The following is a 13439-nucleotide window of genomic DNA, read 5'->3' as shown; positions in this document are numbered from 1 at the left end:
GCTTCATCGCCGCGACACTCCTGCTCGCGCCGGGCGTCGGCGCGGAGAATTATAAGATCGGCGTGGTCGATCCCAACCGGGTGGTGGAGCGCTCCCCGCAGTACGAGGCGGCGGGCAAGGCGCTACGGGTCGAGGTGGAGGAGCGTGAACGCAATCTGCGCCAACAGCAGGAGCAGATCACGGTGTTGCAGAGCAAGCTCGAGCGTGACGCGGCCCTGATGAGCGAGAGCGAGATGCAGCGGCTGCAAAACGACATCCGCAGCCGCACCCGCAAACTCAAGTATGCGCAGGACGAGTTCCAGGAGGACTTTGCCCTGCGTCAAAACGAGCTGCGGACCAAGCTGGGAAAACAGGTGCAGGAAGTGGTGATCGAACTGGCGAAGGAACTCGGCATCGATTTGGTCATTTCCGAGGGCCTGGTCTATTACAGCCCCCGCGTCGATATCTCGGACCTGGTGATCGAGCGGCTGAAGCGGGACTCGGCTACCAAATGAGCAGTTACGGGCGGGGCGCGGCGAATGCAGATGCGGGTGCCGCGAGCGGGGGCCTTGGTCTCGGACAACTGGCTGCCTTGCTGGGTGAGCCCTATCGCGGCGACCCGCACATCCGGGTGTCACGGGTCGCTGAGCTGCGCGCCGCGCAGCCGGATTGTCTGAGCTTCCTGGGGGACCGCAAATACCGTGCCGGTCTGGCCCAGACGCGCGCCGGGGTCGTGATCCTGCGCGCCTCCGACGCGGACGCGGCGCCGGTGCCGGTGGTGATCAGCGTCAACCCCTACCTCAGCTTCGCGCGGGCCGCCCGTTTTCTCTATCCATCCCCGCCGGTCGTTGGTGGCGTGCATCCCGCGGCGGTCGTCGCGCCAACGGCGGTGGTCGATGCCAGCGCCTGGATCGGGCCGACCGCCGTCGTCGAGGCCGGGGCCTGGATCGGGCCGCGGGTCTTCGTCGGTCCGGGGTGCATCATCGGGGAAGGGGTGACGATCGGTGAGGACAGCCGCCTGGTGGCGCGGGTGACCCTGTGCCGCGGAACCCTGATCGGTAAGCGGGCGCTGCTGCATCCAGGTGCGGTGATCGGACGCTCCGGCTTCGGCTTTGCGAAGGATGGGGAGCGCTGGGTGCGCATCCCCCAAGTGGGGCGGGCGGTCCTGGGTGATGATGTGGAGATCGGTGCCAACACCACGATCGACCGCGGCGCCATCGGCGACACCCTCATCGGCGACGGGGTCAAGCTCGACAATCACATTCAGATCGGCCATAACGTGCAGGTCGGTGAGAATACCGCCATGGCCGCCATGACCGGAATCTCCGGTTCCACCCGGATCGGGCGCAACTGCACCATCTCCGGGGCCGTGGGGATGGCCGGACACCTGACGATCGCCGATGGTGTCCACTTCACCGGGCAGGCGATGGTGACCCGGTCCTTTCCGCAGGCGGGCTCCTACAGCAGCGGAATACCAGCCATGCCCAGCGCGGACTGGCGGCGCAACGTGGCGCGCTTTCGACAGCTCGACGAGCTGTCGCGCCGACTCAAACAACTCGAGGCGCGCATCGCAGACTTAGACGTCGCGCCGGCGCAGGAGGACGATTGATGCAGGCATCTCAGCCTTACCCGGTGGACCCGAACTGCGGGGAGCCGGCCACGCCGGGCGCGCGGGTGGATTCGGACCTCATCACCATGGATATCCACAAGGTGCTGAGTCTGTTGCCGCACCGTTATCCCTTTCTGCTGATCGATCGGGTGTTGGAATTCAAGCGTGACCAGCGGTTGGTCGCACTCAAGAATGTGAGCTATAACGAGCCCTATTTCGTCGGGCACTTCCCGGTGCGCCCGGTGATGCCCGGGGTCCTGATCATTGAGGCGATGGCCCAGGCGACCGGCATCCTGGCCATGGCGTCGCGCCCCGAGGAGGTGGGCGAGAAGGCGCTCTATTACTTCGTCGGTATCGACAAGGCGCGCTTCAAGCGCCCGGTGGAGCCCGGTGATCAGTTGATCATGACGGTCGAGCTGTTGGCCGTGCGCCGTGGTATCTGGAAATTCAACGGGGAGGCGCGGGTGGATGACCGCCTGGTGGCGAGCGCCGAGATCATGTGCACCGCCCGGGACTTCAACGCTTGATTCACCCCTCTGCCGTCATCGACCCGGGCGCGCGGCTTGCCGCCGGAGTGGACGTCGGCCCCTTCGCGGTGATCGGTCCGGGGGTGGAGATCGGTGAGGGCACCCGGGTTGGACCCCATACGGTGATTCGCGGACCTACCCGCATCGGGCGGGACAATCGCATCTTCCAGTTCGCCTCGGTGGGCGAGGACCCCCAGGACATGAAATACGGCGGAGAGGAGACCCGCCTGGAGATCGGCGACCGCAACCAGATTCGCGAATGCGCCACCCTGCACCGCGGGACTGTCCAAGACCAGGGCGTCACCCGCGTCGGCGACGATAACCTCTTCATGGCCTATACCCATGTGGCCCATGACTGCCGGATCGGCAATCACGTCATCATGGCCAACGCCGCCTCTCTCGGGGGTCATGTGGAGATTCAGGACTGGGCAATCCTCGGCGGCTTCACCATCGTCCACCAGTTTTGCCGGCTCGGTGCCCATAGCTTCTGTGCCATGGGCTCGGCCTTGAGCAAGGACGTGCCGCCCTATGTCACGGTCGGCGGCCAACCCGCGGCTCCCCACGGCATCAACAGCGAGGGGCTGCGCCGCCGCGGCTTCAGTCCGGCGGCCATCGCCGCCATCAAGCGCGCCTACCGCGCGCTCTACCTGGCCGGGCTCAAGCTGGACGAGGCCCTGGAGCGTATCGGCGGCCTGGCCGCGGAGGTCCCAGAGGTCGCCGCGCTGGCCGCCTTCGTGGCCGAGCGCGGTCGCGGCATCGTACGCTGATGGCCGACGCCGGGTTGCGCGTCGGCATCGTCGCCAACGAGGCCTCGGGCGACCTCCTGGGAGCCGCCATTGTCGCGGAGCTCACACGGTTGGTCCCGAGCGTGCACTGCGTCGGGGTGGCCGGGCCCCGGATGATGGCGGCCGGTTGCGAGACCCTGTTCCCGCTGGAGCGCCTCTCGGTGATGGGGCTGACCGAGGTGCTGGGTCACCTGCCGGAACTGCTTCGGCGGCGCCGCCAACTCACCGAGCACTTCCGCAAGGACCGGCCCGATGTGTTCATCGGCATCGATGCGCCCGACTTCAATCTGGGGCTGGAGCGGCGCCTGCGTGCGGCCGGTATCCGTACCGTACACGTCGTCAGCCCCACCGTTTGGGCCTGGCGCCCGGGGCGGGTCAAGGCGATTCGGCGCGCCGTTGACCTGCTGCTGTGCCTCTTCCCGTTCGAGGAGCCGTTCCTGCGCCGACACGGGGTGCCGGCCCGCTATGTCGGCCATCCGCTGGCCGACCAGATCCCCTTGCAGGTCGATCGGGCCAAGGCCCGGGCCGCCCTGGGGCTGCCCCTGTCAGGTACCCTGATTGCACTGCTGCCCGGCAGCCGCCTGGGCGAAATGGAGCGACTGGCGGTGCCGTTCATCGAGACGGCCGTCGCCTGCCTGGCCGCCCGCCCGGGTCTGCGCTTCGCCGTGCCCCTGGTCAACCCGCGGCTGCATGCCTGCTTCGTCGCCGCCTTGCAACGCCTGGCCCCGGACCTGCCGGTGACCCTGGTCGAGGGGCGGGGCCGCGAGGTCATCGCCGCCGCGGATTGCGTCCTCACCGCCTCGGGTACGGCGACCCTGGAGACCCTGCTCCTCAAACGCCCCATGGTGGTGGGCTATCGCGTCCACCCGTTCACCTACCAACTGCTCACGCAGTTGCGCCTGGTGAAGGTCCAATACGCGGCCATGGCCAACCTGCTCGCGGGGCGCGAGTTGGCCCCGGAATTTCTGCAGGACCGGTGTCGTGCCGACCTGCTGGCACCGGCCATCCTGGCCCTGCTCGATGATCCCGCCCGGGTGGCCGCGATTACTGCTGAGTATGCCCGCATCCATGCCGGGATGCGCCACGACGCGGCCCGCGCGGCGGCCTTGGCGGTGCTCGAACTCATCGGGCGCGCGCCGGGATGAAGCGGAAGATGACATACGTAATTTACGGCTTACGTTTAACCCAAGAAGAGTATTTGGCCGCAAATGAACGCAAATAAGCGCAAATAAATCTGCTGGTTAGCATCGTCGCGGGCGTCACCCCGACGGTGAACATGCAGCCAAGGCCAAGTCGCTGATTATTTGCGTCTATTTGCGTTCATTTGCGGCTAAACTTCTTCTTCTGGGCTTAAGCGCGCTCGGACCCGCAATGACGTGACATTGTGCGCACTGACGACGGGTTCCACCAGGTGCAGCAGAGGTACCGACATGCTCACGATCTGTTCATTCAATATCAATGGCATCCGCGCCCGGCCCCACCAGTTGGAGGCGCTGAGGGCGGGGCTCGATCCCGACATCCTGGGCCTGCAGGAGTGCAAGGTGGTTGATGAGGAGTTCCCCCTGGCGATGGTGGAAGGGGTGGGCTATCGCGCGCATTGCCACGGTCAGAAGGGACACTACGGGGTCGCACTCCTCAGCAAGACGCAACCGCTGGCGGTGACCAAGGGGTTCCCGAGCGATCCGCAGGACGCCCAGCGCCGCGCCATCACCGGGCGCTATGCCCTGGCCGGGGGTGGGGAAGTCACCGTCATCAATGGCTATTTTCCCCAGGGTGAGGGGCGCGACCACCCGGTGAAGTTTCCCGGCAAGGCCGCCTTCTATCGCGATCTGGCGGCCTATCTGCGCGAATCCTTCAGCCCCGATCAGAACCTGGTGGTGATGGGTGACATGAACGTGGCACCGCTGGATCTCGATATCGGGATCGGGGCCGACAACGCCAAGCGCTGGCTGCGCGAGGGCAAGTGCAGCTTCCTGCCCGAGGAACGCGAATGGCTCAAGGTCGTCATGGACTGGGGGCTGCATGACGCCTACCGGGTCCTGCACCCGGCGGTCGATGACCGCTTCAGTTGGTTCGACTATCGTTCCAAGGGCTTTGAGCGCGAGCCCCGGCGGGGCCTGCGGATCGACCTGATTCTGGTCAGCGCCCCGCTGAAGGAGCGCCTGCGCGAGGCCGGTATCGACTATGCACTGCGCGCCATGGACCGGCCCTCCGATCATTGCCCGGTGTGGGCCAGCTTCGATCTGGAATCCACAGATGAACACAGATGAACACAGATTCTCTTCGGATTGTCATGCGCTTATCGCTATTGTCATAATCACCGGCAAGGTGCGTCCCAGGTGCGATCAGAACTGATGTGGTGACCGAGATCCCAGGTACGCTGTCGTTGTCGTTGTCGTTGTCGTTGTCGTAATCGAATAATTCGACCGCGATTACGACAACGACAACGACAACGACAACACCCGGCCCGTGAAAACTTCCGGTAGCTGTAGGGTACGCATCGCGTACCCAGCTCCGGCGGTTGTGGCAGCTTGGCGGGTACGCGATGCGTACCCTACGACTACGACTTGAGTGACCAGTTGCGCTGGAATATACTCATAATATATACCAGGTGGGAGTCATTCCCGTGCACAAGACCGCAAAGCTCTTCGTCAACGGCCGCAGCCAGGCGGTGCGGCTGCCCGCCGAGTTCCGCTTCGAGGGCAAAGAGGTCTATATCGAGCGCGCGGGCGATGCCGTGATCCTGCGTCCGAAGCCCGTCGGCTGGGACGATTTCTTCGCCGGTCCGTCCGCGACGCCGGACGAGTTTCTCGCCGATCGCGATGATGCGCCGCCCCAAGAGCGGGACTGCCTCCATGCTTTGGATGCTTGACACCAATACCAGCAGCTTCGTGATCCGCCGCCGCCCGCCAAGTGTGAAGGCCAGGTTCGACGCGGTGGGCCATGGCAATCTCGCCATCTCGGTCGTCGTGTTGGCCGAACTGTGGTTCGGCGCCGAACTCCATCCGACCCGCGGCACCGCGATTCGGCACGACATCGACGATTTTCGTCGCCGTCTCCGGGTGCTGCCCTGGACCGAGTCGGCCGCCGCCGCCTATGCCGGTGTCCGTGCGGTGCTGCATGGGCAGGGGACACCGATCGGTAACATGGACCTGCTGATTGCGGCCCATGCGTTGTCGCTGGACGCCGTGTTGGTCACGAACAACACCCGGGAGTTCAAGCGCGTACCTGGGTTGCGGTGCGAGGACTGGGTGTCCTCGCCGAGCGCCTGATCCCCATGTCCGCGCGGCCCCATCGCCGATCATGACCGCCTCGCGCCCCATCGGGGTCTTCGACTCCGGCGTCGGTGGGCTCACCGTGCTGGCGGAGATCCGCCGGGAACTGCCCGCCGAGGACCTGCTCTATGTGGCCGACTCCGGTCACGCCCCCTATGGCGACAAGCCGCCGGCCCTGATCGAGGCGCGCGCCGTGGCGCTCACCGGGTTCCTGATCGGGCAGGGCGCCAAGGCCGTGGTGGTCGCCTGCAATACCGCGACCGGGGCCGCGGCCCGGCTCCTGCGCAGCCGCTACCCGGTGCCCATCATCGCCATGGAACCGGCGGTCAAGCCGGCGGTGGGGCTCACCCGCAGCGGGGTCATCGGCGTGCTCGCGACCCGTGCCACGCTCGCCAGCCACAGCTTCGGCCGCTTGCTGGCGCAGGTCGGCGCCGGGGTCCAGGTCCTGCTCCAGCCCTGTCCCGGGCTGGTGGAGCGGGTCGAGGCGGGGGACCTGGACGGTGACTACACCAGGGCCCTGCTTGCCGACTACCTGCGCCCGCTACTGGAGCGGGGCGCCGACAGCATCGTGCTCGGGTGTACCCATTATCCCTATCTCAGGCCCCTGATCCTGGACCTGGCCGGTCCCGGGGTGACGGTGCTGGACTCGGGGGTCGCCGTCGCGCGCCAGGTCCGGCGGCGCCTGGAGGCTGACGGCCTGCTGGCACCGGCGGGGCGCCTCGGTACGGAGCGCTTCTGGACCAGCGGCTGCCCGGTGGCCGGCCTGGGCCTGGTCGCGCGGCTGTGGCGGGCGGCGGTGACGCTGGAGCCGCTGCCGGATGGCGTGTGCCGGGACAGTGGTCTGTCCAGTTGGTGACTCATTGCTCGACGCACACCGGGTCCAATGGCACCTCAAGCGCGAGGAGCTGGCACTCTGGAGCATCCGCGACAGCGTCAATGACTACAGCCGGCGCACCGTCGCGGAGCTTGGCGGCAGCAAATATATCCCCGCCGCCTATCTGGACCGCCCGGGGTGGAGCGCGCTCGCATCGCGCTCCACCACCGGCGTATCGCCAAGCCCCGTTTGGCGATGCGCGCGGATGATCAGGCCGATGGAGCGCAGGGCATCGTTCACCTCTTTCGCACTACGGAACAACTCTGCCACATCGTCGTCCAGCTTGACGACATTCGTTCCCTCTCGGAAGCGTTCCGCATATTTTCCCCGTTCGGCACCGGTGAAGTCGTACTCATCGAGCAGGTCAGGATCAGCGTGCTTTGACATAGCCTTCTTGATACCTCTTGCGTTCGTGTGAAGTTGCGCAGCGTGCCGATATGATCCGCATGCGCTCGCCGACTTCCGCGTGAACCACGACCAACAACCGCATCTGCTCCGACAGGCCGATCGTGATGAACCGCGCCTCGCTCGCCGGATGCAGCGGATCGGGAATGGTACCCGACAGGGTATCGGCAAAGACCGTACATGCCTCCTCGAAGCTCACCCGGTGATTCTTTAGGTTGAGCACGGCTTTACGGTCGGCCCATTCGCACTTTAGCGTCATCCGCTCACTCCGCGGGTTTGGCAATGGTTCCCCCTGGTTTCTCGCGATGTAAAGAACATAAAAATCAATTGGTAAGCGTCCTGGCCACGCGGAAACCTATGGAGAAGCTGCCGGCGGGGATTCGGACCATCGCGGGCATAGGAAACGGCGAACCCGATGGCCCCTGCCGTCGCCGCGGCCACCAGCGGATTGGCGATCCCCGTGGCGTAAGACAGATAGCCGGCCGCGACCGCAGCGACGATCGTCGCGACGGTGACGATGTATTGGTTGAATTCAAAGTTGATCGTGTTCCGGGCCATGGTCTTGGATTCCTGTGCGTGACGATGACGGCGGTCGGTGTCGGTTGTCCGGCGGTCCCCGGATGCGCTTGGCCGGGCCTGACCGGCGTCCGGCGCGGCTCCCGCGCACCGGCGCTGCCCAGGGTTCTCTCTGTGACAGCCGCGCGGTTAATGCGGGGCAGGGATCGCGCGGACAGTATATTGGATCGCGCGTCCGAAGTCGGCGCCTGGACCTCTGGGACTCGCGCTCGACCGGGCACGGAACGAGGGTCGGGGCCGGACCCCACTGCCTGTCTGTGTCGGCCGCGATGGCCCGTGCTGGACCCTCGCGGAGGTCGCGCTCGCCCATGGCGGGCGCACCGCGGCGGTGGCGCTGCTTGCAGGCCCCGCTGGCGTCATACCCCTGATCGGGCAGGGCCATGCCATCCATGCCGCCAATGCGCTATTTCGGCCCGACCTGGGCACGCTGGAGAACCGGCTTGCGTACATGCGCTTCTTCTGCGGCGCCATCCGCGCCGAGCAGCGCTTTCTGGACCCTTGCCTGCTCTCCGGACGACGCACCGGGGTATCGGACCTTGCAACGGGCGGACCCAGGCCATGGTCGTTGCCGGGATCGCGCCGCATCCGCATTAGCCTGCCCCCAGGTCCGAAGGCGGCAGCTCGACCTTGTCATAGACCTCGGCGAGCGACAGCACGGCATCCGCAGCGACCAATGGGACCGTATCGGACAATGCGCCATAGGCGGTCAGGCTCCAACTGCCGTCGGACTGGCGCACATAGAGCTCGGCACCGACCCGGTTCTGGGAAACCAGCAGATAGGCATCGAGGCTCGGCACCGTTCGGTAATGGGCGAATTTGTCGCCGCGGTCGTAGGCCTCGGTCGAGTCGGACAGGACCTCGACGATCAGGGTCGGATTGAGGAGCAGGTCGCGGCGCTGGTCGTAGAATCGACGCTCGCCGCAGACGGCCATGACATCGGGGTAGGCACCGACCTTGCCGGAGACGAGCCGTACCTTCATGTCGCTGGGTTGGATGGCCCCGAGTATAGCCCGAGCCCGCCGCGGCTTGCTTGGCGACGCCGGACCTCCCGCGCGGTCTCGTCGCGGCTGGAGCCGCTCCCACAGCGTCGTTGCACGAAAGCGGGGACGAAAGCGGGGACAGACCCTGAGGTATCCCCACGAATCTGAGCTAGACATCAGTAGGTTAGCGGAACCCCTGCGTCAGAGGCTTACCCGGCTACTCAACGACTCTGTATCTATTTGATCGAAAGAGACATTCCGTGGGGATACCTCAGGGTCTGTCCCCGATTACCCCCGCGGGCCGCCGCGGCACGGAGCGCTTCTGGACCAGCGGCTGCCCGGTGGCCGGCCTGGGCCTGGTCGCGCGCCTGTGGCAGGCGGCGGTGACGCTGGAGCCGCTGGCCCATGGCGTTTGCCGGGACAGTGGTCCGTCAGCGAGTCGGTTGTGACAGCGCGATGCAAACCATTCCAGACCGGCCCCGAATCCGGGTAGACTGATCGGGTCTCCCAGCAGAGGCCATCACGGGCTTGGTCCCAGTTCAAAGCCGTCAGACGGCGAAGGCGAAGCTGGCGGCGGACTGGCCCACGCCTCGCCACGCCGCATACCATGATGAATGCAGTGTACGATGCGTCAGTCGACTCTCCGAACCGGAACTGATCCGGGAGGCCAATCTCACTGCCGCCAGACTGCTGGGTCTGACCCGAAGCGCACTGACCGGTCAGCCGCTCTCCCGGTTCATCGTCCGGGAGGACCAGGATGTCTTCTATCTGTTCCGTAAATCGCTTTTTGAGGCGCTTTTGGCGGCTCGACCGGGCCCGGAACAGAATCGGTCAGAGCCTGTCCGCACGCCACGGGTGTGCACGCTGCGCATGGCGAAGCCGGACGGCGCGATCATCTGGGCGCGGCTCGAAGCCGCCACCGCAACGGATGCCGATGGATCGCCCGTCTGTCACGTCGCGATCAGCGACATCTCTTCGAGTAAACAGGCCGAGCTGGATGCGCTGAATGCGCTCATGGCGGCGGTTCCAGGGGTCGTGTATCAATTCCTGGTGCTGCCCGATGGCGCCTGGCGGTTTCCCTATCTCAGTCCAGGCATCGCAACCCTGTATGGCATCCCGGTGGAAGCGGCCTACGCGAACCCGGATGCGCTCACCCTGTGCATCCTGCCCGACGATCGGCCCTCTCATCGGGCGGCGGTGGAACGTGCGAACCAGACCCTCACGCCCTGGTTCCATGAACATCGTATCCACCCCAGTGGGCAGCCCGACCAACTCAAATGGGTGCGCGGACAGGCCACGCCCCGTCTTCAGCCGGACGGGAGTGTGCTGTGGACCGGCATCCTGACGGACATTACCGAGCGCAAACTCGCCGAGGAGGCACTGCGGCGCAATCGAACCATGCTGGCACGCGCGGAGGCGATCGCGCACGTCGGCAGTTGGGAATGGGAAGTGGCGACGGACACCGTCACCTGGTCGGACGAGTTGTACCGAATCCTGCAGCGCGATCCGGCCGAGGGGGCGCCGTCCTTTGCGGACCATGTGCAACTCTATATCGCCGGGGACATGCAACGACTCCGTGATGCGGTGGCTGCCGCCCTCACTCAGGGCACACCCTACGAGCTGGATCTGCGCGCCATTCGCAAGGATGGCGCGACGGTGGTCGTGCTGGCTGTTGGCCATGCGGAAATCGGCACGGACAAGCAGGTCACGCGCCTCTTTGGATTTATTCAGGACGTCACCGAACGCCGCGCGGCCGAGCGCGCTCTGCACGAGAGCGAGCAACGCTACCATGCCTTGTTCGATCATATCAGCAGCGGCGTGGCGATCTATGAAATCCGCGACCCTGGACAGGAGGTCCTGTTCCGCGATTTCAATCGCGCAGCCGAACGTCTCCGCGGGGTCCAGCGGAAAGATCTGGTCGGAAAATCGCCGGCCGAGGTCTTCCCGGGCGTCGGGACGCTCGGACTGCTGGAGGTCTTGCGACGGGTTTGGACCACCGGCATCCCACAGCAGTTCCCTGTCAAGCTCTACCAAGACGAGCGACTGACCCGGTGGTATGACAATTTTGTCTATCGTCTGCCCACTGGCGAGGTCGTGGCGGTCTTTGACGATGTCACCGCGCTCAAGGACCGTGAACGGCAGCTCGAGTGCCTCGCCTATTCCGACGTGCTGACCGCGCTGCCCAACCGCACGCTGCTGCACGACCGTCTGCGGCACGCCATGGCGCAGACCCAGCGACGGGGACAATACCTGGCGGTGGTCTATCTCGATCTGGATGGTTTTAAGGCCATCAATGATCGCCACGGGCACGACGTTGGCGACCAGTTGCTGATCGCACTCTCACGCCGGATGAAGCAGATGCTGCGCGAAGGCGACACCCTGGCCCGCCTGGGTGGCGACGAGTTTGTCGCCGTGCTGGTCGATCTCGGCGACAGAGCCGCCGGCGTGCCGCTGCTCAACCGCCTGCTCGCCGCCGCGGCCGCGCCGGTGCCCCTCGGCGATGTCGTCATGCAGGTCTCGGCCAGCCTTGGCGTCACCTTCTATCCGCAGCCGGTTCCGGGCGACAGCGAAGGGACGGACGCGCTCGACGCGGATCAACTGCTGCGCCAGGCTGACCAGGCCATGTATCTGGCCAAGCGGGCCGGCAAGAATCGTTACCATGTCTTCAACGTCGAAGAGGATCATCGCATCCGCGGTTAGCATGAAGGTCTGGAGCGCATCCGCCGCGCCCTGGTCGCGCGCGAATTCGTGCTCTATTACCAGCCCCAGGTCAACCTGCGCACCGGAGCGGTCATCGGCGCCGAGGCATTGGTCCGCTGGCAGCATCCGAAACGCGGACTCCTGCTACCGCAGGAGTTCCTGCCGGCGATCGAGGATGACCTGCTGGCGGTCGAACTCGGCGAATGGGTCATCGAGACCGCGCTGACCCAGATGGATAGCTGGCGGGCGAGCGGACTCGGTCTCCCGGTCAGCGTCAATGTCGGCACGCGCCAGTTACGGCAGGCGGATTTTGTCGCGCGTCTGCGCGCCCTTCTGGCGGCGCATCCAGGGGTCAAGCCATCGAGCCTCGCGCTGGAGATCCTGGAAACCAGCGCGATGCAGGATCTGGCCCAGGTCGCCCGAATCTTCGCGGAGTGCCGCGCGCTCGGGGTGGGTTGCGCCCTGGACGACTTTGGTATCGGCTATTCCTCGTTGACCTGTCTGAAACGCCTGGCGGTCACCGCGTTGAAGATCGACCGGAGCTTCGTCGGCCACATGCTCGACAACCCGGATGACCTGGCGATCGTCGATAGCATCCTGGGCCTGGCCACCGCCTTCCGTTGCCAGGCCGTCGCCGAAGGAGTGGAGACCCTGGCGCAGGGCGAGCGGCTGCGGCAACTCGGCTGCGAGCTAGCGCAGGGCTTCAGCATCGCCCATCCCCTGCCGGCCCGCGAGCTACCCGGCTGGCTGGCCGCCTGGCGCCCATCACCGCCGACCGAAGCCACTCACGCCGGCCTGCAAGTCAGCGCTAAGACTTGTGTTCCACCCTGATCAAGTCACCGGCGAACAAGCATCAGACTGCGGCTCCCAACGACCACTGATATCGACCTGGGCCAACCGAATCAGGATACTCCTGAGAAAACAAGCGTCGGCTCAAAACGCCATTGCGGTCGGCGACCAGCGCGGAATCAATGGCAGCTCAAGCACGCGTCGCTGCGGTCGCCTCATCCGCGCCGATTGACAGCTCCTGGCCGCTATGTGAAGCTTCACATAGCGACCCCTATGTGAAGTTTTGAACTCCAGGATCTCACCGATTGCCGCCGCGTCCGGGTGCCCGTCGATTCGCACCGGCAGGTCGTTTGGCGCATAGCCGACCAGGTCCCCGGGCCGTCCGCCGCGGGGCTGGGCCTCGCGCAGGACCTGGTAGTCCCGCCCGACCTGGGATGCGAACACCTGCCGTTGCAGCTGATGCGCAGGGTCTTTCATCTCCATGAGCCGCGCCCGCGTGGTGGCCGGATCCACCTGCCCGGCAAGCGCGGCGACCCGGGTGCAGACTCGCGGTGAATAGGCGAGGCAATGGACCTGACCGAAGCCCATGGCGGCGACGAAGCCCAGGGTCTCGGGCCACTTAGACTCGGTCTCGCCGGGGACGTTGGCGATGATGTCGCTCGTGAGGTTGATCCGCGGCACCGCGCGGCCTGCCCCAGTGCGGCCAGACGGGTGAACTGTGCGGTCTCGCCGCGCCGCAGCGGCCGTTGCAGGTGGGGCATCAGGCGCGAGTCGGCGAACTGGTCCCAAGAGCCGTCCGGCAGGTCCCAGGGTTCGAGCGAGCCCTGGCGGTCCCGGGGGCCTGGGTAGCAGACGGGTGAATCAGGATTCGGCCTCCAAGTCGAACCCTGCCCCAGTAACTTGCGCTCTTCCTGATTCAGATCCAGCAGGCCGCCGCGGT

At 65.9% G+C, this 13439-nt stretch carries 17 protein-coding genes; 12 read left to right on the top strand and 5 right to left on the bottom strand.

Annotation, left to right across the window (positions count from 1 at the left end):
* Window positions 1-5: 5 nt before the first annotated feature.
* The 9 genes from THSYN_RS21995 (at window position 6) to murI (ending at window position 7031) form a co-directional block, all read left to right on the top strand.
* Window positions 6-494 (top strand): OmpH/Skp family outer membrane protein, encoded by a 489-nt coding sequence (locus THSYN_RS21995; protein WP_172965385.1) that lies wholly within the window; start codon window positions 6-8, stop codon window positions 492-494.
* Window positions 491-1588 carry a UDP-3-O-(3-hydroxymyristoyl)glucosamine N-acyltransferase gene (gene lpxD, locus THSYN_RS21990; RefSeq protein ID WP_100921010.1) on the top strand — a complete coding sequence of 366 codons (1098 nt, stop codon included), beginning with the start codon at window positions 491-493 and terminating at the stop codon, window positions 1586-1588. The genes THSYN_RS21995 and lpxD overlap by 4 nt, the downstream gene beginning before the upstream one ends.
* Window positions 1588-2115 carry a 3-hydroxyacyl-ACP dehydratase FabZ gene (fabZ, locus tag THSYN_RS21985; RefSeq protein ID WP_100921009.1) on the top strand — a complete coding sequence of 176 codons (528 nt, stop codon included), beginning with the start codon at window positions 1588-1590 and terminating at the stop codon, window positions 2113-2115. The genes lpxD and fabZ overlap by 1 nt, the downstream gene beginning before the upstream one ends.
* Complete coding sequence (lpxA, locus tag THSYN_RS21980; protein ID WP_100921008.1) at window positions 2112-2882, top strand: acyl-ACP--UDP-N-acetylglucosamine O-acyltransferase; 771 nt, start codon at window positions 2112-2114, stop codon at window positions 2880-2882. The genes fabZ and lpxA overlap by 4 nt, the downstream gene beginning before the upstream one ends.
* Window positions 2882-4045, top strand: coding sequence for a lipid-A-disaccharide synthase (gene lpxB / locus THSYN_RS21975; RefSeq protein WP_100921007.1), 1164 nt, complete (start codon window positions 2882-2884; stop codon window positions 4043-4045). The genes lpxA and lpxB overlap by 1 nt, the downstream gene beginning before the upstream one ends.
* Before the next feature lie 285 nt (window positions 4046-4330).
* Window positions 4331-5170, top strand: coding sequence for an exodeoxyribonuclease III (gene xthA, locus THSYN_RS21970; RefSeq protein ID WP_100921006.1), 840 nt, complete (start codon window positions 4331-4333; stop codon window positions 5168-5170).
* A 356-nt stretch (window positions 5171-5526) separates the two neighbouring features.
* On the top strand, window positions 5527-5772 hold the full coding sequence (locus THSYN_RS21965) for an antitoxin (RefSeq protein WP_100921005.1): 246 nt from the start codon (window positions 5527-5529) through the stop codon (window positions 5770-5772).
* On the top strand, window positions 5756-6172 hold the full coding sequence (locus THSYN_RS21960) for a type II toxin-antitoxin system VapC family toxin (protein ID WP_100921004.1): 417 nt from the start codon (window positions 5756-5758) through the stop codon (window positions 6170-6172). Before THSYN_RS21965 ends, THSYN_RS21960 begins: the two co-directional genes overlap by 17 nt.
* Before the next feature lie 31 nt (window positions 6173-6203).
* Window positions 6204-7031 carry a glutamate racemase gene (murI, locus tag THSYN_RS21955; RefSeq protein WP_100921003.1) on the top strand — a complete coding sequence of 276 codons (828 nt, stop codon included), beginning with the start codon at window positions 6204-6206 and terminating at the stop codon, window positions 7029-7031.
* 138 nt (window positions 7032-7169) lie between these two features.
* Here murI and THSYN_RS21950 read toward each other — a convergent pair whose 3' ends face one another.
* The 4 genes from THSYN_RS21950 to THSYN_RS21935 form a co-directional block, all read right to left on the bottom strand.
* Complete coding sequence (locus tag THSYN_RS21950) at window positions 7170-7436, bottom strand: hypothetical protein (RefSeq protein WP_216644610.1); 267 nt, start codon at window positions 7434-7436, stop codon at window positions 7170-7172.
* Complete coding sequence (locus THSYN_RS21945; RefSeq protein ID WP_100921002.1) at window positions 7420-7713, bottom strand: BrnT family toxin; 294 nt, start codon at window positions 7711-7713, stop codon at window positions 7420-7422. Before THSYN_RS21945 ends, THSYN_RS21950 begins: the two co-directional genes overlap by 17 nt.
* Window positions 7710-8012 carry a hypothetical protein gene (locus THSYN_RS21940; RefSeq protein ID WP_100921001.1) on the bottom strand — a complete coding sequence of 101 codons (303 nt, stop codon included), beginning with the start codon at window positions 8010-8012 and terminating at the stop codon, window positions 7710-7712. The genes THSYN_RS21945 and THSYN_RS21940 overlap by 4 nt, the downstream gene beginning before the upstream one ends.
* Window positions 8013-8620: 608 nt before the next feature.
* Complete coding sequence (locus THSYN_RS21935; RefSeq protein WP_236848646.1) at window positions 8621-9010, bottom strand: Uma2 family endonuclease; 390 nt, start codon at window positions 9008-9010, stop codon at window positions 8621-8623.
* Window positions 9011-9270: 260 nt separating this feature from the next.
* Here THSYN_RS21935 and THSYN_RS21930 point away from each other — a divergent pair, with 260 nt between their 5' ends.
* From THSYN_RS21930 to THSYN_RS21920, 3 genes are all read left to right on the top strand, one after another.
* Window positions 9271-9459, top strand: a complete 189-nt coding sequence (locus tag THSYN_RS21930; RefSeq protein WP_100920999.1) for a hypothetical protein — start codon at window positions 9271-9273, stop codon at window positions 9457-9459.
* 79 nt (window positions 9460-9538) lie between these two features.
* Window positions 9539-11710, top strand: coding sequence for a diguanylate cyclase domain-containing protein (locus THSYN_RS21925; RefSeq protein ID WP_100920998.1), 2172 nt, complete (start codon window positions 9539-9541; stop codon window positions 11708-11710).
* 48 nt (window positions 11711-11758) lie between these two features.
* Window positions 11759-12541, top strand: a complete 783-nt coding sequence (locus tag THSYN_RS21920) for a putative bifunctional diguanylate cyclase/phosphodiesterase (RefSeq protein WP_157817851.1) — start codon at window positions 11759-11761, stop codon at window positions 12539-12541.
* 102 nt (window positions 12542-12643) lie between these two features.
* Here THSYN_RS21920 and THSYN_RS21915 read toward each other — a convergent pair whose 3' ends face one another.
* Complete coding sequence (locus THSYN_RS21915) at window positions 12644-13180, bottom strand: hypothetical protein (RefSeq protein ID WP_100920996.1); 537 nt, start codon at window positions 13178-13180, stop codon at window positions 12644-12646.
* Window positions 13181-13439: the final 259 nt, after the last annotated feature.

It is taken from the genome of Candidatus Thiodictyon syntrophicum, assembly GCF_002813775.1.
Classification (GTDB): Bacteria; Pseudomonadota; Gammaproteobacteria; order Chromatiales; family Chromatiaceae; genus Thiodictyon; species Thiodictyon syntrophicum.
Note: the sequence above shows the minus strand (reverse complement) of the source record. Positions and strands in the feature narration are given on the sequence as shown.